The sequence below is a fragment of the Pseudomonas sp. FG13 genome (assembly GCF_057809755.1).
Map to the genome: position 1 here is coordinate 1 of NZ_JBMDKO010000043.1, position 23,093 is coordinate 23,093.

Annotated in this window: 18 protein-coding genes; 8 read left to right on the forward strand and 10 right to left on the reverse strand. The window is 63.5% G+C overall.

Annotation, left to right across the window (positions count from 1 at the left end):
- Positions 1–181: 181 nt before the first annotated feature.
- Positions 182–793 (reverse strand): TetR/AcrR family transcriptional regulator, encoded by a 612-nt coding sequence (locus ACODTO_RS24020; protein WP_047703285.1) that lies wholly within the window; start codon positions 791–793, stop codon positions 182–184.
- Between the two features lie 301 nt (positions 794–1,094).
- On the opposite strand from ACODTO_RS24020, the gene gabP reads away from it, so the two are divergent.
- The 8 genes from gabP (at position 1,095) to ACODTO_RS24060 (ending at position 9,589) form a co-directional block, all read left to right on the forward strand.
- Positions 1,095–2,495 (forward strand): GABA permease, encoded by a 1,401-nt coding sequence (gene gabP / locus ACODTO_RS24025; RefSeq protein ID WP_139649944.1) that lies wholly within the window; start codon positions 1,095–1,097, stop codon positions 2,493–2,495.
- Between the two features lie 315 nt (positions 2,496–2,810).
- Positions 2,811–4,532 carry a type I secretion system permease/ATPase gene (locus tag ACODTO_RS24030; protein ID WP_139649943.1) on the forward strand — a complete coding sequence of 574 codons (1,722 nt, stop codon included), beginning with the start codon at positions 2,811–2,813 and terminating at the stop codon, positions 4,530–4,532.
- The gene (locus ACODTO_RS24035; protein WP_489107162.1) at positions 4,525–5,895 is read left to right on the forward strand and encodes an HlyD family type I secretion periplasmic adaptor subunit; all 1,371 of its coding nucleotides are present in this window, start codon (positions 4,525–4,527) and stop codon (positions 5,893–5,895) included. The genes ACODTO_RS24030 and ACODTO_RS24035 overlap by 8 nt, the downstream gene beginning before the upstream one ends.
- 2 nt (positions 5,896–5,897) lie before the next feature.
- The gene (locus ACODTO_RS24040) at positions 5,898–7,247 is read left to right on the forward strand and encodes a TolC family outer membrane protein (RefSeq protein WP_489107163.1); all 1,350 of its coding nucleotides are present in this window, start codon (positions 5,898–5,900) and stop codon (positions 7,245–7,247) included.
- A gap of 236 nt (positions 7,248–7,483) precedes the next feature.
- Positions 7,484–7,780, forward strand: a complete 297-nt coding sequence (locus tag ACODTO_RS24045) for a DUF5629 family protein (protein WP_464711745.1) — start codon at positions 7,484–7,486, stop codon at positions 7,778–7,780.
- Positions 7,767–8,942 carry a lactonase family protein gene (locus ACODTO_RS24050; RefSeq protein WP_489107164.1) on the forward strand — a complete coding sequence of 392 codons (1,176 nt, stop codon included), beginning with the start codon at positions 7,767–7,769 and terminating at the stop codon, positions 8,940–8,942. The genes ACODTO_RS24045 and ACODTO_RS24050 overlap by 14 nt, the downstream gene beginning before the upstream one ends.
- A gap of 156 nt (positions 8,943–9,098) precedes the next feature.
- Positions 9,099–9,278 carry a hypothetical protein gene (locus ACODTO_RS24055; protein WP_024779691.1) on the forward strand — a complete coding sequence of 60 codons (180 nt, stop codon included), beginning with the start codon at positions 9,099–9,101 and terminating at the stop codon, positions 9,276–9,278.
- 185 nt (positions 9,279–9,463) lie between these two features.
- Positions 9,464–9,589: a hypothetical protein gene (locus tag ACODTO_RS24060; protein ID WP_257225734.1), complete on the forward strand. Its 126-nt coding sequence runs from the start codon at positions 9,464–9,466 to the stop codon at positions 9,587–9,589.
- A 186-nt stretch (positions 9,590–9,775) separates the two neighbouring features.
- On the opposite strand, the gene ACODTO_RS24065 is transcribed toward ACODTO_RS24060, so the two are convergent.
- From ACODTO_RS24065 to ACODTO_RS24105, 9 genes are all read right to left on the reverse strand, one after another.
- Positions 9,776–13,417: an AAA family ATPase gene (locus ACODTO_RS24065; protein ID WP_489107165.1), complete on the reverse strand. Its 3,642-nt coding sequence runs from the start codon at positions 13,415–13,417 to the stop codon at positions 9,776–9,778.
- Positions 13,414–14,658 (reverse strand): exonuclease SbcCD subunit D C-terminal domain-containing protein, encoded by a 1,245-nt coding sequence (locus tag ACODTO_RS24070; RefSeq protein WP_489107166.1) that lies wholly within the window; start codon positions 14,656–14,658, stop codon positions 13,414–13,416. The genes ACODTO_RS24065 and ACODTO_RS24070 overlap by 4 nt, the downstream gene beginning before the upstream one ends.
- Positions 14,659–14,781: 123 nt before the next feature.
- Entirely contained in the window at positions 14,782–16,419 is a 1,638-nt protein-coding gene (locus ACODTO_RS24075; RefSeq protein WP_489107167.1) for a BatD family protein, read from the reverse strand.
- The gene (locus ACODTO_RS24080) at positions 16,416–18,149 is read right to left on the reverse strand and encodes a VWA domain-containing protein (RefSeq protein WP_139649924.1); all 1,734 of its coding nucleotides are present in this window, start codon (positions 18,147–18,149) and stop codon (positions 16,416–16,418) included. The genes ACODTO_RS24075 and ACODTO_RS24080 overlap by 4 nt, the downstream gene beginning before the upstream one ends.
- A complete protein-coding gene (locus ACODTO_RS24085) occupies positions 18,146–19,225 on the reverse strand; it encodes a vWA domain-containing protein (protein ID WP_139649922.1) in 1,080 nt (359 codons plus the stop codon). Before ACODTO_RS24085 ends, ACODTO_RS24080 begins: the two co-directional genes overlap by 4 nt.
- Complete coding sequence (locus ACODTO_RS24090; protein WP_489107168.1) at positions 19,218–19,712, reverse strand: DUF4381 domain-containing protein; 495 nt, start codon at positions 19,710–19,712, stop codon at positions 19,218–19,220. The genes ACODTO_RS24085 and ACODTO_RS24090 overlap by 8 nt, the downstream gene beginning before the upstream one ends.
- Complete coding sequence (locus ACODTO_RS24095) at positions 19,709–20,653, reverse strand: DUF58 domain-containing protein (protein ID WP_139649920.1); 945 nt, start codon at positions 20,651–20,653, stop codon at positions 19,709–19,711. Before ACODTO_RS24095 ends, ACODTO_RS24090 begins: the two co-directional genes overlap by 4 nt.
- Positions 20,654–20,662: 9 nt before the next feature.
- Complete coding sequence (locus ACODTO_RS24100) at positions 20,663–21,622, reverse strand: AAA family ATPase (RefSeq protein WP_024779683.1); 960 nt, start codon at positions 21,620–21,622, stop codon at positions 20,663–20,665.
- A 486-nt stretch (positions 21,623–22,108) separates the two neighbouring features.
- Positions 22,109–23,086: a 2-hydroxyacid dehydrogenase gene (locus ACODTO_RS24105; protein ID WP_489107169.1), complete on the reverse strand. Its 978-nt coding sequence runs from the start codon at positions 23,084–23,086 to the stop codon at positions 22,109–22,111.
- Between the last annotated feature and the right edge of the window lie 7 nt (positions 23,087–23,093).

Genomic DNA, 23,093 nt, shown 5'->3' on the forward strand with positions numbered 1-23,093 from the left:
GCAGGCTCGCTGCCACATTGGTTTTTCAGTGAACACACATTCTGCGTCCGGCGCCAATCCCCTGTGGGAGCGGGCTTGCTCGCTCCCACATTGGTTTTTCAGTGAACACACATTCTGCGTCCGGCGCCGATCCCCTGTGGGAGCGAGCCTGCTCGCGATGGCGATCTGTCAGTGTCTTCCTTCAGGCACGCATGCCCTGGAACAGTAGCGCGGTAATCCGCTTGACCTGAGCGGAGTGCGCCTCGATATCCGGTTGTTCCTGGTTGACCAGCCTGAACAGCTGCAAGTGTGAATAGTCGTTCAGCAGAAAGGCGGCCAGCTCGACGTCGAGGTCGGCGCGCAGCTTGCCGGCCTGCTGCAGTTCCTTGATCAAGCCGCTGATTTCAGCCCTGAGCGCATCGTTCATGGCGCGATAACCATCCGGCAGCCCGCCGTCGCCGCCAAACAGAATCAAGGGCAGCAATTCACGCCAGAGGCTGGGGTGCATGACTTCCAGCGCGTAGCCCGTCAGCAGCCGTTCCAGGTAACACAGCGCCTCGACTGGATCCTCTATTTCAGGGACCTGCAACCGAGTGTCCTTGAGCGCGCGCTGGTCGGCCTCGTGGAGGATTTCCAGGATGATCTCCTGCTTGTTGCCGAAGTACTTGAACACGGTAGGGGCTGACACGCCGGCCTGGCCAGCGATCTGCTCGATGGTGGTGTTCTGGAAGCCCTGGCGCTCGAACAGTTCGATCGCTGCCTTGCTGATGGCTTGGCGTCGTTCGGCTTTTTGACGTTCACGCAGTCCGCTCACGGGAGGTCCTTTGTCACTGGAAAAGAGGGCATACAGTGCCCGGGATTCATGCAAAATACTTAACTCGATAAAATATTTAAAGCGTTTATTTAGATACTGGCTTTTTAGTGCGAACGCTCTGCAATGCCCCTTGGATGAAGAGTGCATGGCTAAATGCTACGTAATTTATGACGAGATCAGGCACAAAAGGAGCGCTTACAGATAATTCAGCGAGCAAGTGAGACGGGTAACGTGGCGCACCGTTTCTTCGTAGCGTCTGTTCCTCGGTACGTTCAATGTCGATTAAAAAGAGAACAAGAAAATGACCAGCCCCAGTTTCAAGGATTCGAACGGCCATCTGGCACAGGGCTTCAAGCCTCGTCACGTCACCATGCTATCCATTGCCGGAATCATCGGTGCAGGCTTGTTCGTGGGTTCGGGGCATGCCATTGCGGCAGCGGGCCCGGCTGTGCTGCTGGCTTATCTGTTCTCCGGCCTGTTGGTAGTGCTGGTCATGCGTATGCTTGGTGAAATGGCGGTGGCCCGCCCGGATACCGGCTCGTTCTCCACCTATGCCGACCAGGCCATCGGGCGCTGGGCCGGCTTCACCATCGGTTGGCTGTACTGGTGGTTCTGGGTCCTGGTGATTCCCATCGAGGCACTGGCCGCCGGGCATGTGTTGAACCAGTGGTTTCCGTCTGTTGATGCCTGGCTGTTTGCTTCGGTATCGATCGTGGCCCTGGCCGTGACGAACCTGTTCAGCGTCTCCAAGTACGGCGAGTTCGAGTTCTGGTTCGCGATGGCCAAGGTCGTCGCGATCATTGGTTTCATTTCCCTGGGATTCGCGGTCCTGATGGGCTGGATTCCCGAGCGGGAAGCCAGCGGACTGAGCCGCCTGATGGACGAACATGGCGGTTTCGCCCCCAACGGTTTGTCGGCGGTGGTCGGGGCCTTTATCACCATCATGTTCAGCTTCATCGGAACCGAGGCGGTGACGATTGCGGCGGCCGAATCCGATAACCCCGCGCAGAACATTGCCAAGGCGACGCGTTCGGTGATCTGGCGCATTGGCGTGTTCTATCTGTTGTCGATCTTCGTGGTCATCTCCGTGGTGCCATGGAACGATCCGCAGTTGGCTTCGGTGGGCTCCTACCAACGAGCGCTGGAACTGATGAACATTCCCCATGCCAAGTTCCTGGTGGATGCCGTGGTACTGATCGCGGTGGCCAGTTGCATGAACTCCTCGATCTACATCGCCTCGCGCATGCTCTATTCGCTGGGGCGGCGCGGTGATGCGCCAAAGGCCCTGAAGGTGACGTCGGGGGACGGCGTCCCGCGCACAGCGGTGATTGCCAGTACCGTGTTGGGCGCGGGTATCACGCTGTTCAGCTACTTCATGCCCGCCGGGCTGTTCCAGTTCCTGCTCGCCAGTTCCGGCGCCATCGCGTTGCTGGTGTACCTGGCGATTGCCATTTCCCAACTGCGCATGCGCCGGTTGCTGCGTCAGCAGAACGTCGAGCTGACCTTTCGCATGTGGCTGTTTCCCTGGCTGACCTGGCTGGTCATCGTGTTCATCTGCGCGGCGCTGGCGGTGATGATGGTGACGCCGGAGCACCGTAGTGAAGTCAGTTCGACCCTTGGCCTGGCGCTGATCATTTCCTTTATCGGACTGGTCACGTCGCGGCAGCAGCCGCAGGGGGAGAGAGCGGCTTCCCTGGGATAAGGGGGAGGCTGCACAGTCTTTCTGGCAAGTAGCCGTCTTATGGCGAAGGGATAAATCCCCTCGCCATAAGACGCGTTCCATCTCCGATCTGTTTCACCCCTGAAACACCCTCCTGAAGTCAGACCCTCCGCCTGTCACCCTGCCTGCAAACCCTTTCTGCCGATCTGGCACTAACCCGTTCGAGCGTTGTCATTAATTGGCGCCTTGGCGGCGTCACGTCAGCTGTATCGATGGGCTTCTCGAAACGCCTTCGGGCAAAAAAACTCGCGATGGATTGCGTCCTGGACCGACTATATTTTTGCGGGTTGCCATTCTATGGGGCTGCTTCTCGATCCTCGTCACGACATCGATGCTGCGTTATTGAGCTATCGCCGGGTGTTCTGGTCCCTGGCGCTGTTCAGCGGCGTAATCAATCTATTGGTGCTGGTGCCGTCGCTCTACATGATGCAGGTATACGACCGGGTCCTGACCAGTCGCAACGAAACCACTCTGTTCATGCTGACCCTGATCGCCTTGGGGCTGTTCATGTTCAGCGCGTTGATCGAGTGGGTGCGCGGCGAGGTGATGATTCGCATGAGCGCCGGGCTGGACGAGGCCTTGGGCGAGCGGATTTTCGATGCCGCTTTTGCCCGCAGCCTGCGCGAGCACAACGCCAACCCGGCGCAGGTGCTCAGCGATCTGGCGACACTACGGCAGTTGATTACCGGGCAGGGGCTGATCGCTTTGCTCGATGCGCCGTGGCTGCCGATCTTCCTATTGGTGGCATTCATTTTTCATCACTGGTTCGGGGTGTTGACCCTGGTACTCGCCCTGGTGCTGGTCGGCCTGGCGCTGTGGGGCGAACTGGCGACCCGCACGCGCCTGGGCGAAGCCAACCGTCTGGGCGTGCAATCGGCAGCCTACGTCAACAGCACGCTGCACAACGCCGAAGTCATCCAGGCGCTGGGCATGCTCGGGCCGTTGCGCCAACGTTGGAGCCTGCTGCAGCAGCGCATCATTGCTGCCCAGGCCCATGCCAGTGATCGCGGTGCCCGTATCAGCTCGATGACACGGTTTGTACGCATTTCGGGCCAGTCGCTGTCGTTGGGGCTGGGGGCGTTGCTGGTACTGGAAGGCCAGTTGTCGGCGGGCATGATGATCGCCATGTCGCTCCTGCTGGGCCGGGCCCTGGCACCCGTGGAGATCGCCATCGGTTCGTGGAAGCAATTCAATGCCGGGCGCCAGAGCTATCAGCGTCTGAGCCTGCTCCTTGCCCAGCATCCCCGTGATCGCCTGCGCATGCCTTTGCCGCCGCCCACCGGTGCGGTGCGCCTGGAGCAGCTGTACGTCGGCCCACCCGGCGCTTCACAGCCGATTCTGCGGGGGATCAATTTCCATCTGGACAAAGGGGAGGTGCTCGCGGTCGTGGGCCCCAGCGCCAGTGGCAAGTCTACCCTCGCCAGGGCGTTGGTCGGTGTATGGCCCCCCCTGGGCGGATCGGTGCGCCTGGACAACGCCGAGATCAGCCAGTGGTCCCATGATGCCCTGGGCCCCCACCTTGGGTATCTGCCCCAGGACATCGAGTTGTTCGACGGCAGCGTGGCCGACAACATCGCCCGCTTCGGCGAGCAGGATGCCGACAAGATCATCGCCGCCAGCCGTCACGCCGGCATCCACGAAATGATCCTGAGGTTTCCCAAGGGCTATGACACGCCGCTGGGTCCCGGAGGGCTCGGTTTGTCCGGCGGACAGAAGCAACGCCTCGGCCTGGCCCGCGCGCTCTATGGGCGCCCGGCGCTGATCGTGCTCGATGAGCCGAATTCCAACCTCGATGAAGCCGGTGAGCTGGCCCTGGTGCAGGCCATCGCCGTGCTCAAGGCCGCCGGCAGCACGGTGGTGCTGATTACCCACCGGCCCAGTGTGCTGGCGATGGTTGATCACATCCTCGTGCTCAAGGACGGAACCCAACAGGCATTCGGTCCCCGCGACCGGGTACTCAAGGCGCTGATGCCGGGGCCGCGAGCGGCTGCGGTGAGGGAGGCTGGCGAAGATGCATGATCTGACTCCAAGTCCACACGCGTATAGCGAGCCGGGGAGGAGCTTGCGTAACGTCAGCCCGTTGCCTGGCGCCAGTACCGATGCCGGCGGTGCGGCGCGTTATGGTGTGGGTTTCCTGGTGCTGGCGTTGGGCGGCGCATTGCTCTGGGCCTGCCTGGCGCCGCTGGATCAGGGTGTTGTCGGCAGCGGCACCGTGGTGGTGGCGGGCGAGCGCAAGGCGGTGCAGTCGCTGGTGGGAGGCGTGGTGGAAAAGCTGCTGGTCAGTGATGGCGATCGCGTCAGCCAGGGGCAGTTGCTGGTGCAGCTCAATACCGTGCAGGCGCAATCGCAGCTGGACGTGACCCTGGGCAAGTTGCTCAACGACCGCAGCATCGAGGCCCGCCTGATTGCCGAGCGTCTGGGCAGCACCGAGATCCAGTGGCCGGAGGACCTGCTGGCCCGTGCTGAGGAGCCACGGGTCAAGGCTGCCATGGCATTGCAGAGCCAGTTGTTCCAGAGCCGTCGTGCCGAGTTGGGCAGCCGCTTGCAGATCATCGAGCACGAAGTGGCGGCGCTGGAGCAGCAACTGCTCGGCTACGAGGGAGTCAAGCGCAACTACGACGAGCAGATGCGCTTCCAGCGCCAGGAGTTGGAGGGATTGCGGGACCTGGCGCGTGAAGGCTATGTCCCGCGCAACAAACTTTTCGAGGCCGAGCGCAACGCCGCTCAACTGGCCGGTCAGATTGCTTCCGGGATCGGCGATGTCGGCAGAACCCGTCAGTCGATCAACGAAAGCCGGCTCAAGGCCTTGCAGGCGCAGCAGGAGTTCCGCCGCGATGCCGAGACCCAACTCAGCGAAGTGTCCGCCGAGGCGGCGGGTTACGCCGATCAGATCCGCGCCTTGCAATTCGAAGTCGACAACGGCGCCATCCGCGCACCGACGTCCGGGCAGGTCATGGACGTGAACATTCACACCGTCGGTGGCGTCGTCCAGGCCAGTCAGACCCTGATGCAAGTGGTCCCGCTGGATGCGCCGATGGCGATCACGGCGCGGTTCGAGCCGCTGATGGCCAACAAGCTGCGGCCGGGGCTGCCGGTGCACGTGCATTTCACGGCGCTGCAGCGGGTGGATACACCGACGGTCACGGGCACGGTCAGTACGGTGTCGGCGGATCAGTTGATCAATGAGCAGACGCACCAGCCGTACTTCTCCGCCAGGGTCGAAATTCCCGCCGACACTGTTGCCTCGCTGCAGGCCGCCGGCTTGTGGGTACGTCCCGGCATGTTGGCGGATGTCACGGTGGTAACCGGCGAACGGACCTTGATGAATTACCTGATGAAACCTTTGCGCGAACGCTTGCTGGCTGCCTTCAAGGAGGAATGAGCATGACTGACCGGCGCCTCTATCGCTCCCGCGTCCTGCTGAGTCTGTATACCGGTTGGGTGGCGATCAGCCCCGCATGGGCTGCCGAGGGTGGCCTGAGCCTGACCGCCGCGTACGATGCCTCACGCCTGAATGATCCGACCCTGCAATCGGCCACCCATGCCTTCGATGCTTCCCGGAACGAAGAGGCCATTGGTCGCGGTGGCTTGTATCCGCAGGTATCCCTGACGTCGCGCTACGGTTACGGTGGTCGCACCGATGGTGGCGATGACAGGGGCTACGTCAACAGCAACGACTACCAGGCGAACAGCGTCACCCTCGCGGCGCAGCAACCACTTTATGACAAGGCTCGCTGGGCGGCCTATCAGGAGGGCAAGGCTCGCGGGCAATTGGGCAGCCAGCAGTTCGATGTCGCCGGCCAGGCCTTGTTCGACCGGGTTGCCAAAGGGTATTTCGACGTGGCCCGGGCCGAGAACGAAATCAAGTTGATCGCCCAACAAAAGGCGGCCATCAATGGGTTGGTCATCCAGAGCAAGAAGCTTTACCAGGGCGGCCAGGGGGCGATCACCGACATCGACGAGGCCCAGGCGCGGCTCGATCTGGTCGAGGCCCAGGAAACGGAGGCCCAGGCCCGCCGGGTGGCAGCATTGCGAGCCCTGTCCGGCCGGGCCAGCGTGCCCATCGACGACATCCAGCCGATGCGCGAGGAACTGCCCCCCGGCAGTCCGATTCCGTCGGAACAGGACCTGGGTTACTGGACGGCCATCGCCCGTGACGCCAGCCCCGAGCTGGCGGCCCGTCTGGCGGCGGTGAAAGTGGCCGAGGCCCAGGCCGACAGCCAGCGTGCCGGGCACTATCCGAGCCTGTCGCTGACCACTCAGTTGACCCGCCGCGAAACCCGTCAATATCAGGAGCTCGATCCGCGCCAGGACACCTATTACGTGGGGGTGCAACTGGATATCCCGTTGTATCGCGGCGGTGCGGTGCGTGCTTCGGTGGCCAAGGCCGAAGCGCAACTGGCCGGTGCCCAGTCGGACTATGACGTGCAGCGTCAACAGTTGGCCGAGAACATCGAAACCGATTACCTCGGCGTGGTGGCCGGGTTCGCCAAGAGCAAGGCGATGCAGCGCGCGGTGGAGTCCAACCAGCGCGCGCTGACATCGACGGAGAAAGGCTTCCAGGGCGGCGTGCGCTCCACGGTGGACATCCTCGATGCCCAGCAGCGGGTGTTCCAGGCCCGTCGGGATCTGCTCAATACCAAGCTCGACATGCTGCAAAGCTATGTCAGCCTGCACACCCACACCGGCCAGATGAACCGCGCGGTGCTGGAGCAGGTGCAGCGGTTGTTCTGATGTTCCGGGTGGGCAGGTTTGTCGAAGGTGCCTGGGTTGCCGTCATCGCGAGCAGGCTCGCTCCCACAAGGGTTCCGGGGTGGCCGCGAGACTCATGCCCACCGCCAATCCCCTGTGGGAGCGAGCCTGCTCGCGATGACGATCTGCCGGTCAGCACCGCTTCCGGACTTGATAGCCCAAGGCCAACCCGGACATTGAGCTATGATGCACACTTTCCCAGCGACCGACCGATTCCCATGACTGCCGTAACCGACACCCTGCTGTACGCCCTCGACACCTGCGACATGCTGATCATCGACGGGCTCCACGCATTCGATTTTTCCCTCGACGAGCAGGACCAGTTGCACGTCGAATGCATGAACGGCCGCACCCTCGCGCATTGGCGCTTTACGCCTGCGCAGATGCAGGCCGCGACATTCGACCCGGCGTCGAAACACTGGATCATTTCCAGCGATTCGGGCGACCACCACCTGGAGTGCGTGGAAGCGACCAGCGGCCACGACGATGAGGATGACGAACATGAAGATGCGTAGCCTCTGGCCATTGTTGATGGCCGGCAGCGTGGGCGCCATGGGCATGCAGGCCAACGCCGATGAGCACTACCAATTGCTGGTGGGTTCCTACACGGCGGGCCAGAGCCAGGGCGTCTACCGGCTGCAGTTCGACAGCCGTACCGGCCAGCTCGGTGCCAAGCCGTTGCAGGTGATCAAGACGGACAACCCTTCGTGGCTGACCCTTTCCCCCGACATGAGCCGCCTGTTCGTGGTCAACGAAAACGGGCCAGGGCAGAAGGATCCGGTGGGCAAGGTCAGCAGCTACGCCATCGACCCGGCTACCCACGCCCTGAGCCTGATCAATCAGGTGCAATCCCTGGGCAATGAGCCGACCCATTCCAGCCTAAGCGGCGATGGCCGGCATCTGCTGGTCAGCAACTATTCGGTGGTGGAAGATCCGGGCGGTACGCTTGCGGTATTACCCGTGGGGTCCGATGGCAAGCTGTCGCCCGTCGTGCAGTTGAGCAGTCACCAGCCGAGCCGGGTCAATCCCGAGCGGCAGATGTCGGCCCATGTGCATTCGGCGGTGTCGTCGCCCGATGGCAAGTACGTGTTCGCCAACGACCTGGGGGCGGACAAGGTGTTCGTCTACCATTACGACCCCAAGGCCAATCCCGAGCTGCCGCTGACCGCCGCCGCCCCGGCATTCGTGCAACTGCCCCCCGGCAGCGGACCGCGTCACCTGCTGTTCAGCGCCGACGGCAAGCACGCCTGGCTGACCCTGGAAATGACCGCGCAAGTGGCGGTGTTCGATTACCAGGACGGTCGCCTGGTCCAGCGCCAACTGGTTGACCTAGCGGCGGGCAAGCCTCAGCCGGCGAGGGCGGCTGCGGCATTGCACGCCTCGAAGGACGGCAAGTTCCTGTACGTCAGCAACCGTGGCACCAGCAACGAAGTGCTGGTATTTGCCATCGATCCGGCGGCCGGCACGCTGAAAGAACTGCAACGCCGCTCTGTGGAAGGCGACCATCCGCGGGAATTCAGCCTCGATCCGAGCGGGAAGTTCCTGTTGGTTGCCAACCAGAAGAGCAATCAGATCGTGGTGTTCGAACGTGATCCAAAGACCGGCCTGCTGGGTAAATCGGTACAGAAACTGCCAATGGATGCGCCGAGTGATGTGAAGTTCATCCAGCGTCAATAGGTCGCAGGCCCCGTTTTTCGGGGCCTGCGCGTTTATATCAACGGGAGTGATATTCGCTAGCATTGCAAAGCATTTCTAGACGAGACGCCTCGGCGCGTAAGTTTGCTTCACGGCCCAACCGGGCAAGCCAGCCAACTGAATCCGAGGAATACCGCCATGAACCTGAACCTCTTCTCCATCATCGCCGCTTCCGCCATCTCTGCCACCGTGGCACTGCCGGCCAATGCCAGCATCGAGATCAGCGACAAGAAGAATCGTACCCAGAGCTACACCGAGAAATACCTGCAACAGAGCGCCAACTTCTACGCCGCCCTGGATCACAAGACCCAGCACTGAGCGCGCCGGAACGACTGAAGCCTGCGATCTTTTCGTCTCGACAGAGAGAGAGAAAAGATCGCAGGCTTCGTCATTTTCATCAGGCGCTTCAGCGTGTTCTGAAAATCCCACTGTAATATCACATAGCCATGTGTTTAAATTTGACGCTGAAAAATTGACTCCTTTCTTCCATAAGGATCGACACCATGGCGATGCGTCTGGCGATGATGCTGCTGTTTCTCTATTCCACCCCGATCGTCTCGGCTGCCCAGCCGGTCCCCGACGAGCCGGAAGCGGCGCGTGAGCGACTGCTGAGTTTGCTTCAAGACTGATCGGGTCAGCAAACCACCGACCCCTGTGGGAGCAAAGCTTGCTCGCGATTGCGGTAAGTCTGCCAGCCACAATATTGACTGGCCCACCGCTATCGCGAGCAAGCTTCGCTCCCACAGGTTTTGCGTCGTCTGATCGTTAACTGACTGGCGTTAGAGCAAACCTTGCTCCTGCAGAGATCACTTGTTTCATTTCACCTCCACCGTACTCAACCCATTCCCCTGACGCTGGACCCGAATCTGCACCGGAATCCGCTCGTGCATTTCCTGCACATGGGAGATCACCGCGACCTTGCGGCCCTGGGCCTGCAAGCCGTCGAGGGCGTCCATCGCCAGTTGCAGGGACTCGGGGTCGAGGCTGCCAAAGCCCTCGTCGATGAACAGCGACTCGATCCTCAGGGTACTGGACGCCATTGAGGCCAGGCCCAGCGCCAGGGCGAGCGAAACCAGGAAGGTTTCACCCCCTGACAAGGAATGTACCGAACGCAGTTCATCGCCCATTTCCGTATCCAGCACCAGGAGCCCGAGCATGCTGCCGCCGCGCTTGAGCCGGTAGCGCCGCACCAGTTGCCGCAACTGGACGTTGGCGTGGTGCACCAGCAAGTCGAGGTTGTAGGCCTGGGCCAGTTTGCGGAAGCGGTCGCCGGTGGCCGAGCCGATCAGTGCATCCAACCGGGCCCAGCGCTGGTACTCGACATAGGCCTGCTCGATTTGCAGGGCCAGGGCCTGGTTGGCGCTTTGCCGGCGTTGGTCTTCAGCCTGTTCGGCGCGCAGTTCGGCACAGCGTTGTTCGCTGGCGGAAAATTGCTGTTGCAGTTGGGTGAGGGCATCGGCCAGTTGTTCAGGCGACAGGTTGCCATTGTGCTGGGCCTGATGACTGTGCAGGCGCTTTTCCCGTTCGGTCAGCAGTACGCGGGCCTGTTCGATGGCTTTTTCGCTATTGAGCAATCGCTGGCGCAACTGGCCGACCTGTTGCTCATCGAGTGCGAGCAGGGCTTCAAGGGAGGCGTCGTCCAGTTCGGGATGGGACGTGCGCCATTGGGCGATACCGGCGGCCAGTGCCTGATGTTCAGCTTCCAGGGACTGTGCCTGCTCTTGTCGGGCTTTGAGTTCGGCGGCCAGTTGCACCAGGTTGTTGCGTAACTCGTGCAATTGCTGATTGGCCGTTGTCTCGGCAGTGCGCGCCTGTTCCAGGGCCTGGTCGAGTTGTTGCTGCCACTGTTCGGCGCTGCGGTGTTCGCCGAGTAATTGCGTGAGGGTCTGCTGGCAAGCCTGCTGTTGTTCGGTCAGGCCCTTGAGTTGTTGTTGCGCCGACTCCAGTTGCTGGGCGCGAGTCTGTTGGCGGTCCTGCTCCTTTTCCAGGGTCTGCTGACGCTGGAGCTGTTCGCTGAGCTCGTCGCGCTGCTGTTCCAGTTGTTCCAGGCGCTGGGCAATCTGCTGGTCGAGCTGCATGAATGTCGCGGCCGGCTCGGTGCGCAGGGCTTGCAAGGTGTCTGCCGGCAACAGGCTGCTGAAGTGGCTCAGTTCGTCGTCCAGGCGTCGGCGATCCCGGTCCAGTTCTTGTTGCTGATTGCTCAAGTGCAGTGACGCCTGTTGGCTCGCCGTTTCAGCATTGCGCAGGTGCTGGGTCAGGCGGGCTGCGTCCTGTTGCAGGGTCATTAGGGCGGTTTGTCGCTGCTCGTCCTGGGTGATGCGCTGGTGCAGTTGGGTGTTTTGCTGGATCAGCCAGGCATCGCGCTTGACAGTGTCCTGCGCCAGCAGTTGCGCGGACAGTGGATGGGCTTCCAGGCTGGGGGCCAGGTCCTGTTGCTGGGCTGCCAGTTGTTCCTGTTGCTGTTTCAGCTCCTTGAGCTGGGCCATGACACCGCTGTACTGCGCACGTAGGTCGATGACTTTTTCATTGAGCAGGTCGACGGTTTTGCGGGCGCTGGCCTCTTCGTGTTCATCGTGGCGGCCGAGGCTTTGCAGCAGTGCTTCAGGCTGATGATAGGGATGCTCGACGCTGCCGCACACCGGGCAAGGCTGGTCGTCCTGTAGCTGTGCACGCAATTGCTCGACGCTTTCGCTGCGGGCAAGCCGTTGGCGCGCCAGCAGTTCGCGGGTCACGGTCAGGGTCTGTTCGGCAACCGCCAGCTCGGCCTTGGCTTCGCCGCCTTCGCGCACCAGTCGGTCGCGCTCTTGCAACGCCTGTTGCTGGCGTTGCTCAAGCTCGGTGCCACGTTTGTCCAGCTCCTGCTGGCGGGCCCACAACCGCGTGAGGTCCTCGAAGGCCCGTTGTTGCTTGCGATTATCTTGCAGCAGAGTGCCGAGCAGTTGGATCTGTTCGGCCACGGCTTCGGGTTCGGCGCCGGCTTCCTTGTAAAGCACCTCGAGCTCTTGCCGACGGGCCACCAGTTCCTCGGCGGCGCGGGTGGCATTGTGTTCCAGCGCAGCGAGTTCGGCCTGGCCCTTGTTCAGGCGATTGCCGATCAGCATCAACTGTTGGAGGCGATCACGGTAGGCGTTCCAGGCATCGCTCAGTGGCGCGAGGTGGGTGCTCTGCTCAAGCTCGCCGGCGATGCGTTGCAAGCGCGCGGCCACTTGGTTTTGCTGTTCGAGCAGGGTGTCGATCGTACGCTGGCCATCCGTGCAGGCCAGTTGTGCCTGCGTCTGGCGCTCGGCGGCCTGATTGGCCTCCTTGATCAGGCGGGCGAGGGTGTTCTGTTCCTCAAAGGCCTGGCGCAGCAACGGCGCGTTGTCCGTGCTTTGTTGACGGGCTGCGGCCAGCGCCTGTTGTGCTGCGGCCAGGCTTTTTTCCAGTTGCGCCTGCTGTTCATTCAGGTCGATCTGCTGCTGGTCGAGCTGTTGGATCTGGACCGTCAGCGGCGCCAGGAGCCGGGTCAGTTCCGACTGGCGAATGAACTGATGACGCTGGGGAGCCAGTTGCTCCAGACGGGTCAGCTTCAGGCGCTCGTCCGCCAGGGCGTTCCAGTCGGCCTCGGCTTGCTGCAGTTGTTCGGCGGCGCTGGCGTGCTCTTCCTGCAACTGTCGCAGGTCCTTGAGCCAGGTGTGTTGCAACTCCAGTTGCTTGAGTTGTGCCTGTTGGGTCTTGAGCTGTTGCTGGGCTTCGTCGAAGCGCGCGTCCAACTCGGCCCGGGCCTCGGGGGACAGCGGCGTGACGCCGGTGGCCTGGTCCTGCAACTGCTTGTGGCTTTCCTTGGCCTGCTTGGCCTTGTCGAATGCGCGGCGGCCGAGGCGGGTATACAGGGCGGTGTCGGTGAGTTTTTCCAGCAGTTCGCTGCGGTCGTTGTCGTCGGCCTTGAGGAATGCGCTGAACTCACTCTGGGCCAATAACACGGCGCGGGTGAACTGTTCGAAGTTCAGGCCCAACGCAGCTTCGAGCTGAGCCTTGTACTCGCCTTTCTGACTCGCCAACAACTGGTCGTTGTCCAGGTCCCGCAGGCTCTGGCGACTGGCCTGTAACTTGCCACCGGCCTTTTCCCGGGCGCGATTGGCTTCCCAGCGGGCGCGATAACGGCGCCCGTCTATGCCGCGGAAATCCACTTCCGCGTAACCATCGCCGGTGCCGCGGCGCAGCAACGTGCGGGGGTCACCGGTGGCGATTTCACCGTCGGCGTCCGGCACCTTGGCATCGCGCCCGGTGTTGTTCAGGCGCGGCACGGCACCGAACAACGCCAGGCACAGGGCATCGAGCAAGGTGCTTTTGCCGGCGCCAGTGGGGCCGGTGATGGCGAACAGGCCGGCGCTGGCCAGGGGCTCGGCGGTGAAGTCGATGTCGAAAGGACCGGCCAGGGAGGCGAGGTTCTTGAGGCGGATCGCGAGGATCTTCATGGTTGCTCGCTCTCCATCTGGACGTCTTGCAGCAGCACGGCAAAATCCTTGAGGGTCTGCTCATCCACTTCGTCGCCATAGGTGTCCTGCCAGGCCCGGCTGAACAGTTCCTGTGGGCTCAGTTGATCCAGCTCGATCAAGGCCGCGTCGTCATCGGCACTCGCAGCACTGCCGTGGCCCGCGTATTCGGCGGCGATCCGCACCAGCCGCACCGCCTTGCCTTGCAGCGCGGTTTCCACCTGATTGCGCAGGTCCGGCTGGGGTTCGTCGAGGCGCACCCGGACTTCCAGCCAGGGTTGCCGCTGGACGTCGGCCAGCAGGTCGACGTCCGGCAGGTCCTTGAGTTGCCCGAGGATCTCGGCCAGTGGTGCCGGGCCCAGGCGTTGCAGGTTGACGGCCCGGGGAATCAGTCGCGGCTCGACCTTGACCAGGGTGTCGCCGTCCAGGGTGACGTCGAGGATCTGATGCGGGTAGCCGATTTCCGAGAACGACAGCGGAATCGGCGAGCCGCTGTAGCGGATGCGTTCCTCGCCGTTGACCTTCTGCGGTTTGTGCAGGTGGCCGAGGGCGACGTAGCTGATGTTCGGGCCGAAGAGACTGGCGGGCAGGGCTTCGGCATTGCCGATGATCAGGCTGCGCTCCGAGTCCTCGGACACCGAACCGCCGGCCATGTGCGCATGGCTGACGGCGATCAGCGCCTGGCCCTTCTTGCGCTTGCCGTTGGCGGCGGCGATCAGCCATTCGTGGACCTGGCCGATGCCCCGCAGGTAGTCATCGCCCAGTTGCGCGCCGGTCACTTCGGCGGGGCGCAGAAACGGCAGGGCGAGGCACCACGCCTTGATCTTGCCCTTGGCATCGGGCAAGGGCAGCAGCAGGCGTTCGACGTCCAGTTGCCCGTCGTCCAGCCACAACACCCGGCCGAGGGCGTGGGTACGCAGCCGTCGCATCAGTGGCGCGGGCAGCTCGATCCTCGAGCCGGAATCGTGGTTGCCGGCGATCATCACGATGGTCAGGTCGGGGTGCTGTTCATGGGCGCTGACGATGAAGTCGTACAGCCGCTCCTGGGCTTTGACCGGCGGGTTGACCGTGTCGAAAATATCGCCGGCGATCAGCAGGACATCGGGTTTTTCGCTGGCCAACTGGCGCAGCAGCCATTCGAGGAAGCACGCGTGTTCGAAATCGCGCTCCTGGCCATGCAGGCTTTGCCCCAGGTGCCAGTCGGAGGTGTGGAACAGACGCAAGGCAAACTCCAGAAAACAGGTGATGGCCGCGGGTGAAGACGGCGGCTGGAAAGATGCAGAGTTTACTGGGAAGAACCGACCTTGTGGCGAGGGGATAAATCCCCTCGCCACAAGGTCCGGTGTTTATTTCGGGTAGAGCGGTGGCAACCCACTGTCACCCAACGGGTCCTGGGAGCGCTCGGCGGCGGGAATGGCCCGAATGGCGCGCCACAGGTCTTCGCCTTGCCAGTGCTGGCCGGTCTCGCTGTAGAGCGCGCCGTTGAGGCCATCCAGGGCGTCGGACAGTGGCACGAAGCGCGCCGCCATGTCGGCCAGGGTTTCCGGCTGCTGGCGGGCCCAGGCGTCGAGTGCCTGGCGGGTGGCGTGGGGGTCGTTGGCCAGGCAGGTACGCTTGAGGTCGTCCAGCAGGGTGCGTGGGCTCGGTCCGGCCTGGGCCGCGCGCAGGATCGCCGGCTGCGAGCGCGCGCGCCACCAGAGACCGAAGCCGAGCAGCGTGGTGCAGGCCAGGAGAAACGAGCTCAGTTGCCAGTACCACAAGGTTTCGTTGTCGACAGTGGTCACGATCTGCGGCGTGCCCGTTGGTGTATCCACCATCAGGCTCGGGTTGTTTGCCACTTGCAGGGTTCGCGCCGGGAGGCTGGTGCGGTCCAGGTGATTTTCCAGGGTGTTCCACCACATCACTTCAACGGGCGGCAGCTCGATGGTGCCGCTGCGGTTCGGCACCAGTGCCTCGCGGTCTTCACGGCTGCCCACCAGCCCGCGTTCGCTGCTGCGGCTGCTCAGCACCGGCTGGTCGGGATAGCGCCGCAGGCCGTTGATTTCCGTGGCCGGCAGGGGGGGGAGTTGGGCGCTGGCCAGGCCTTCGGCTTCAAGGGTCAGGCTGCGGGTCAGGGAATCACCGACCTGGCTGTGGGTCGGTTCCGGGCTCCAGCTCTCGCTCAAGGACAGGCTGCGTGCCGGCAGCCATGGCACATTGGCCGGGTAGCTGGCCGGCTTGGGGTCGACGGTCAGCCGCAGTTGTGTCGAGCTGACGCGCATCAACTGGCCGGGCTTCGGCCCCGACGGCGCCGAGTCCTGGGTCACGGGCTCGACCAGGGTGGCGCTGAACGTCTGGGCCGGGATCGTCAGTTCGCCGCTGCGTTGCGGATAGATGCCGTAACGCAGTTCGATCACGCCGTGGCGCACGTCGTTGATGACTTTTTCATAGGTGCGGGACTCGCCCAACTGTTCGGCGCGTGCATCGGGAATGTGCAAGGGCGTCAGGCTGCTGTCGTCGTACAGCGACACCGAATGGTAGATGCGCAGGGTCAGGATCGCCTGGGCCTGTACATACACGTGACTCTGGTCGAGGCTGGCCTCGATGAATATCGGTGCCAGGGTTCCGGCCGCGTTGCGGGTTTCGCTTTCGATCACTTGCAGGGTGATCGGCTGGCTGGACACTTCGCCCAGATGCACGGCGGGAATCACCACGGTGCCGCTCTGGCGTGGCAACAGGGTCACGATCCAGCGCGTGGTTGCGCGGTTTTCGCCGTCCAGGGTGGTCAACTGGTTGACCTGGCGGGTGCCGCGCACATCGAACAGCGACTGCAGCGGGCTCAGGTCAGGTTTGCCGAACAGCGTGGCATCGGTGGATTCCAGGGTCAGCTCTACCGTTTCCCCGGAGTTCAGGCGGCTGCGATCCACGCTGGCCGTCAACTGCGCTGCCTGGGCGGCGCCGATCCAGAACAGCAAGACAAGGAACTGGGCGGTGAAGCGGATCATTGGGTTTTTCCCTGGGCCTGATGGCTTTGCTGTTCATACCAGAATTTTCGCCTGAGCAGCTCGCCCGGATTATCCGGGATCTGGCGCAGCCATTGCTCCAGCGCTTGATGCTGTTCTTCTTCGTTGCGCTGGCCGGCGGCGGGACGCAACGGTGGGGTGGTGGTCTGCTCGTCGGGCAACTCGCTGCCCGGTACGTCCTGTTCGCCCACCGCAGGCTTGTGGGGCGCCTGGGTTTCATCCTGCGCCGTGGTTGTCTCGGCAGCGGGCGATTCGGTTTCCGAAGGTTGGGATGGCGTACCGGCGTTCGGCGATTGCTCGACGGGGCCCGGCTCTTCGCTTTCGGCTGGCTTGGATTCATCCGGTGGCGGTGTCTGTTCCTTCAACAGGCTTTCCACCAGGGCTTTGTTGGTTTGCGCCGGGCGCAGGTCCGGTTGCAACTCCAGGGCCTGTTCATACGCATCCAGCGCGGCCTCCAATTCGCCACTCTTGGCCAACGCGTTACCCCGATTGTAATGCGCGCGGGCATCGTTGCCTTCGGCAAAGCGTCGGGCGGCCTCGCCATAGGCGCCGGCTTCGTACAGGGCGACCCCTTGCCACTGGCTGTCTTCGAAGTGCTCGGCGGCCTCGGCCGGGCGCTTCTGTTTGAGCAGATGCTGGCCCTGCTGGTCGGGGCGTAACCACAGGTCTTGGAATTCGAAGGCATGGCCGGTCTGCGGCAAGGCGAACAGCAGCGGCAAGCAGAACAGCCAGCCTCGACGCCCGGCACAGGCGGCCAGCAGCAACAGTGGCAGGAGCAACCAATAACCCTGATCGGCCCAGGTGTCCAGGCGCAGGGTCTGGCCGTCGCTGCGCAGATGGCGCGGGCCGGCCAGCAGTCCAAGGCCTTTCAGGTCGCTATCGTCCAGGCGTGCCGGGCGGTAACGGCCGTCGAGTTCGTTGGCGAAGGATTTGAGGCTTGGGCTGTCCAGGCGCGGCAGCAGGATCGCACCTTGGTCATCCTTGAGGTAGCTGCCATCGCTCTGGGCTATCGGAGCGCCTTCCCGGGTACCGATGCCCAGCATCAACAAGCGCGTGGCGGAGCCATCGAGTACCTGGTGAATGCCTTGGCGTTCCTGCTCGTTCAACGACGAACCGATCCACAGGATCCGACCATGGCCCAGCCCGCCCTGGTCCAGCAGAGCCATGGCCTTGTTGATCGCCAGGTCGGCGCGATGGCCGCTTTGCGGCATGATCGACGGCGCCAGGGCTTCGAGCAGGTTGGTGCTGGTGGACAGGTCGTCGGACAGCGGCACCAGGGTATGGGCGCTGCCGGCATAGACAATGATCGCCGTCTGCGCATCGCTGCGGTTATGCAGCAGGTCCAGCAGCTTGCGCCGAGACTGCTCCAGGCGGGTAGGTGGAACGTCGGTGGCGAGCATTTCCGGCGTCAGTTCCAGCACCACCACCAGCGGGTCGGCGGGTTTCTGGCTGGTCTGTTCGACCCGCGCCCAGCTTGGCCCCAGCAATGCCAGCACCATCAGCAACCAACCCAGGCCCAGAGCGATCCAGGGCAGTCGGCTTTCCCGGCCGCTGCCGCCACTGAGTAGCACGGCATGGAACGCCGGGGGCAGGATCATCTGCCAGCGGCCCACCCGTTTCTGCCGATGCCACAGTTGCCAGAGCAACCAGCCCAGCAGGGGCAGCAGCAACACGAAAGCGGGGCGCAGCCAGTGCGGCCAGAGCGCGATCATCGGCGCCTCCGCAAACGCAGGCGCTTGAGGCGTTGGCGCCATTCGGCGTGGTGGGCCGGTTGGAACAGCGGCTGGTTGAACAGGCGTTGCAACGGGTTGTCCGGCCAGCGTTCCCGGGCCACCAGCAACACGCTCAACAACAGCGCAACGGCCAGCGGCCACTGATAGAGCGCCTGGGCGGGACGGGCCTGGGTCGGTTGCTGGGTCACCGGTTCGAGTTGGTCGAGGGTGTTCTTGATCGCCAACAGTTGCTCTCCGTCCTGGGCGCGAAAGTAGCGGCCGCCGGTGGCGTGGGCGATGTCCTTGAGTGTCGGCTCGTCGAGGTCCAGGCTCGGATTGACGCCGAGAAAACCCGCAGTGCCGCTTTGCTCCGGATCGGCACCGATGCCGATGGGATAAATCTTCACGCCTTCATCGGCGGCCAGCCGGGCGGCGGTCAGCGGGTCGATCTCGCCCCCGTTATTGGCGCCGTCGGTGACCAGGATCAGCACGCGGCTGTGAGCCGGGCGCTGGCGCAGGCGTTTGAGGGCCAGGCCAATGGCGTCGCCAATGGCGGTGTTCTTGCCGGCGATGCCGATGCGCGCTTCGTCGAGCCAGCGCCGTACCGTGTGGCGGTCGAACGTCAGCGGGGCCTGCAGATAGGCCTGGCTGCCGAACAGGATCAGGCCGACCCGGTCGCCTTCGCGGCTTTCGAGAAAATCCCCGAGCATGTGCTGGACCAGCGTCAGGCGGCTGACTTCTTCGTCCTTCCACTGCATGTCGGGAAAGTCCATGGAACCCGAGACATCCACCGCCACCAGCAGGTCACGGCCGCTGGCGGCAATCGGCAGCGGCTCTCCCAGCCATTGCGGGCGAGCGGCGGCAATCAGCAACAGCAGCCAGAGCAGGATGAAGGGCGCCTGCTGACGCCAGCTCGGCAAACTGGTCCGGGCCCGACGCCCGACGAGGCCTTCCAGGTCTTCGAGGAAGCTGACCTTGAGCATCGACTCACCGCTGTCGGCCGCCGGCAGCACCAGGCGCATCAGCCAGGGCAGCGGCAACAGGGCAAAGATCCACGGCCAGGCGAACTCAAACATGCTTGCGAATCCAGATTTCAACGGCTTGGGTCAGGCCGGCGATGGCCTTGTCATCCAGCTTGCATTCGGGTTTGTAGGCGCCTTCGACCAACACCATCCAGCGGGTCAGGCCGGCCGCCGGGCAGCGGTTATCCAGGAAGGCCAGCCACTTTCGTCCATTGAGGGTGTGGCTCTGGCTGTAAGGATAGTGGTTGCGGCACAGGCGCTTGAGCAGTCCGTTGAGTTGCTGCAGCCAGGCACCGGCCGGTGCGCCGTCATAGGGTTTGGGCAGCAGCGCCAGTTCGGCCAGGGCGGCCAGGCGCACCGGGTCCAGGGGCTGCTCGGTGCGGGCGGTGGTGCGCTTGACGGGAAGGAACCGGCGCAGGTGCCATAGGCCCAGGCCCAGCAGCGGCAGCAACACAAGCAGTAGCCACCAGCCGGGCGCGGGGGGCCAGAACCCGACGGGAGGGGGCGCTATCAGCGGCTGCAACTGATCGAGGTTGCTCATCGGCTTTTCCCCGTTCGGCCGGGATTCAGGTATTCGCGCAGTTGTTCGACCATGTCGCCCTGGGTGCTGAGGGGCAGCATCAGGATTCGCAACTTCTGCGCCAGCCACTCCCAGCGCGCCTGGCGTGCCTCGGCCTGGGCCCGATAGGCCTGGCGCAGTTCGACGTTCAACGTGTCGAGTTCCAGCTGCGCGCCACGCTGGGCGAAACGCAGCAACCCGGCAGCGGGGAGGGCGTGGTCCAGCGGGTCCGACAGCGGCAGCAGCAACAGGTCGCAGTGACGGGACAGCAGGCTCAGTTGCTGCTCGGCGCTGTCGGACAGCGCACGTTCGTCGCAGATCACGATGACCAGGCTGCCGGGGCGCAGTACCTCGCGGGCCCGGCGCAGGGCAACGCCGAATGAATCGCGGTCCGGCTCGCTTTCGGTGTGCAGCGACTGATTGACCCGCACCAGGCGGTTGAGCAGTTGCAACAGGCTCTGCTTGCTGCGCCGTGGCTTGACCTCGTAATGGGTGTTGTTGCCGAACACCAGCCCGCCGACCCGGTCGTTATGCCCCAGCGCGGCCCAGCCGATGAGGCTGGCGGCCTGGGCGGCAAGCACGGACTTGAACACCTGCCCCGAACCGAAGAACAGGCGATGGCTCTGCTCGATCATGATGAAGATCGGCCGTTCCCGCTCTTCATGGAACAGTTTGGTGTGGGGCTCCTGGGTCCGGGCAGTGACGCGCCAGTCGATGGTGCGCACGTCGTCGCCGGCCTGGTAGACCCGCACCTGGTCGAAGTCCACCCCGCGCCCGCGCAGCTTGGAGTGGTGCAGGCCGATCAGCGGGCTGCGCTGGCCCGGCGTCGAGAACAATTGCACTTCGCGCACGCGATGGCGCATCTCGATCAGCTCCGAAAGGCTGACGCGGATGCCCGGTGCAGGCGCGAGTGGGTTATTCATGACTCATGCTCAAGCGACAGCGACGACGTCGAGAATCCGCTGCACGACCCGGTCCTGATCAATGCCCGCGGCTTCCGCTTCGAACGACAGGATGATGCGATGGCGCAGCACGTCGAACAGCACGGCCTGGATGTCCTCCGGGCTGACGAAGTCCCGTCCGGCCAGCCAGGCGTGGGCGCGGGCGCAGCGGTCCAGGGCAATCGAGCCCCGTGGACTGGCGCCGTAGGCGATCCATTCGGCCAACTCCGGGTCGAACTTGGCCGGGGTGCGGGTCGCCATGACCAGCTGCACCAGGTATTCCTCCACGGCGTCGGCCATGTAGAGGCCGAGGATTTCCTTGCGGGCAGAGAAGATCGCCTGTTGGCTCACCCGACGCTCCGGCGTGGTTTCGCCGTGCAACGCTTCGCCCCGGGCCTGTTGCAGGATGCGGCGTTCCACGGCGGCATCCGGGAAACCGATCTTGACGTGCATCAGGAACCGGTCGAGCTGGGCTTCGGGCAGCGGATAGGTGCCTTCCTGCTCGATCGGGTTCTGCGTGGCCATGACCAGGAACAGCGGTGACAGCTCATAGGTGCTGCGCCCGACACTGACCTGCCGTTCGGCCATCGCTTCGAGCAAGGCCGACTGGACCTTGGCCGGGGCACGGTTGATTTCGTCCGCCAGCACCAGGTTGTGGAAGATCGGCCCCTGCTGGAACACGAAGCTGCCGGTTTCCGGACGGTAGATTTCCGTGCCGGTGATGTCGGCGGGCAGCAGGTCGGGGGTGAACTGGATGCGGTGGAACTGCGCCTCGACGCCTTCGGCCAACTCCTTGATGGCCTTGGTCTTGGCCAGGCCTGGCGCGCCCTCTACCAACATGTGGCCGTCAGCGAGCAAGGCGATGAGCAGGCGCTCGATGAGTTTTTCCTGGCCGAGGATCTGCGTTGAAAGAAAGGTTCGCAGCGCAAGCAGCGCTTCACGATGTTCCATCGGTGACGGTTCCTGGAAAGGGTGGCCCAGGGCGTTCGGATAACGCCGGGGCTGGGGGCGTTACTTTAATGCATGGCGGGGGGTGGCGACTAACGGGATTTTGATCGGGTGTTCATAATTGTGATCGGCTCGTAGTCATCGCGGCAGCGAGCGTGCTTGAGATGACGGCCGTTCATCCCGCGTCTTTGCCAGCGGGTCTTGCGTCTTGGTGGGCTGGCTCGCGCCTGCGAAGGGGCGGGATGGGGCTAATGCCAGTCAGTTAAGCCACAACCCTGTGGGAGCAAAGCTTGCCCGCGATTGCGGTAAGTCGGTCAGCAGCAATGTTGACTGATCTGTCATTATCGCGAGCAAGCTTTGCTCCCACAGGTTTTGCGCCGTTTGATCCTTAGCTGACTGGTATTAGGGATGGGGCCGGTTTTTTGGTGGTTTCCGAATCCTGTCGGCGCAAGTCTGCTGGCGATGATCGTGATGCCGGTGGCAAACGACTCAACCTTTCCAGGCTTCCCGGTTCACCAGGTTCATCGGCCGCTCTCCCGCCAATGCCGCCAACAGGTTGTCCACCGCGCAGCGCGCCATGGCTTCTCGGGTCTCGTGGGTAGCCGAGCCCATATGCGGGGTGGCCACCACGTTGTCCATGTGCAGCAGCGGCGAGTCCGGGTCCAAGGGTTCGCGTTCGAACACGTCCAGACCCGCGCCACGGATCTGGCCGTTGCGCAGGGCGTCGATCAGCGCCGCTTCGTCCACCACCTTGCCCCGGGAGATGTTGATGAACAGGGTCTCGGGGCGCATCTGAGCAAATGCTCGTGCATCGATCAGGCCTTGGGTCTCGGCCGTCAACGGCAGGGTCAGGCAAACGAAGTCGGCTTGGCGCAACAGCGTTTCCAACGAACAGTAGCGGGCATTGAATCGCTGCTCGACGGCAGGTTTGGGCGAGTGGCTGTGGTAGAGCACCGGCATGCCGAAGCCGAAGTGGCCGCGCTGTGCCAAGGCCTCACCGATACGGCCCATGCCGATGATGCCCAGGGTCTTGCCGTGGACATCGGTGCCGAAATGCCGGGGGCCGATGCTTTGTTGCCAGCCACCTGCGCGAACCAGGTTGGCCAGTTCCACCACGCGGCGGGCCGTCGACAGGATCAGCGCGAACCCGGTGTCGGCCGTGGTCTCGGTCAGCACGTCCGGGGTGTTGCTCAGCAGGATCCGGCGTTCGGTCAGGTAGTCGATGTCATAGTTGTCGACCCCCACCGAGACGCTGGCGATGGCTTGCAGGTTCGGCGCCAGGTCCAGTAGCGAAGCGTCCAGCTTGAGGCTCGCGCCCAAGAGGCCATGGGCGCCGGGCAGGGCGTCGCGCAGTTGCGCCAGGCCCTGGGCATCCAGGCGGTCGATGAGAGTGACGTCGGCCTGGGCTTGTAAACGGGCCATCAGTGACGCCGACAGCGCCTTGTACAACACCACGTGCTTTTTCATGAGCGGG

Bases quoted from the DNA above. Each gene is read 5' to 3' on its own strand.
- gabP (WP_139649944.1), top strand. From the start codon at position 1,095: ATGACCAGCCCCAGTTTCAAGGATTCGAACGGCCATCTGGCACAGGGC.
- ACODTO_RS24030 (WP_139649943.1), top strand. From the start codon at position 2,811: ATGGGGCTGCTTCTCGATCCTCGTCACGACATCGATGCTGCGTTATTG.
- ACODTO_RS24035 (WP_489107162.1), top strand. From the start codon at position 4,525: ATGCATGATCTGACTCCAAGTCCACACGCGTATAGCGAGCCGGGGAGG.
- ACODTO_RS24040 (WP_489107163.1), top strand. From the start codon at position 5,898: ATGACTGACCGGCGCCTCTATCGCTCCCGCGTCCTGCTGAGTCTGTAT.
- ACODTO_RS24045 (WP_464711745.1), top strand. From the start codon at position 7,484: ATGACTGCCGTAACCGACACCCTGCTGTACGCCCTCGACACCTGCGAC.
- ACODTO_RS24050 (WP_489107164.1), top strand. From the start codon at position 7,767: ATGAAGATGCGTAGCCTCTGGCCATTGTTGATGGCCGGCAGCGTGGGC.
- ACODTO_RS24055 (WP_024779691.1), top strand. From the start codon at position 9,099: ATGAACCTGAACCTCTTCTCCATCATCGCCGCTTCCGCCATCTCTGCC.
- ACODTO_RS24060 (WP_257225734.1), top strand. From the start codon at position 9,464: ATGGCGATGCGTCTGGCGATGATGCTGCTGTTTCTCTATTCCACCCCG.
- ACODTO_RS24065 (WP_489107165.1), bottom strand. From the start codon at position 13,417: ATGAAGATCCTCGCGATCCGCCTCAAGAACCTCGCCTCCCTGGCCGGT.
- ACODTO_RS24075 (WP_489107167.1), bottom strand. From the start codon at position 16,419: ATGATCCGCTTCACCGCCCAGTTCCTTGTCTTGCTGTTCTGGATCGGC.
- ACODTO_RS24080 (WP_139649924.1), bottom strand. From the start codon at position 18,149: ATGATCGCGCTCTGGCCGCACTGGCTGCGCCCCGCTTTCGTGTTGCTG.
- ACODTO_RS24085 (WP_139649922.1), bottom strand. From the start codon at position 19,225: ATGTTTGAGTTCGCCTGGCCGTGGATCTTTGCCCTGTTGCCGCTGCCC.
- ACODTO_RS24090 (WP_489107168.1), bottom strand. From the start codon at position 19,712: ATGAGCAACCTCGATCAGTTGCAGCCGCTGATAGCGCCCCCTCCCGTC.
- ACODTO_RS24095 (WP_139649920.1), bottom strand. From the start codon at position 20,653: ATGAATAACCCACTCGCGCCTGCACCGGGCATCCGCGTCAGCCTTTCG.
- ACODTO_RS24100 (WP_024779683.1), bottom strand. From the start codon at position 21,622: ATGGAACATCGTGAAGCGCTGCTTGCGCTGCGAACCTTTCTTTCAACG.
- ACODTO_RS24105 (WP_489107169.1), bottom strand. From the start codon at position 23,086: ATGAAAAAGCACGTGGTGTTGTACAAGGCGCTGTCGGCGTCACTGATG.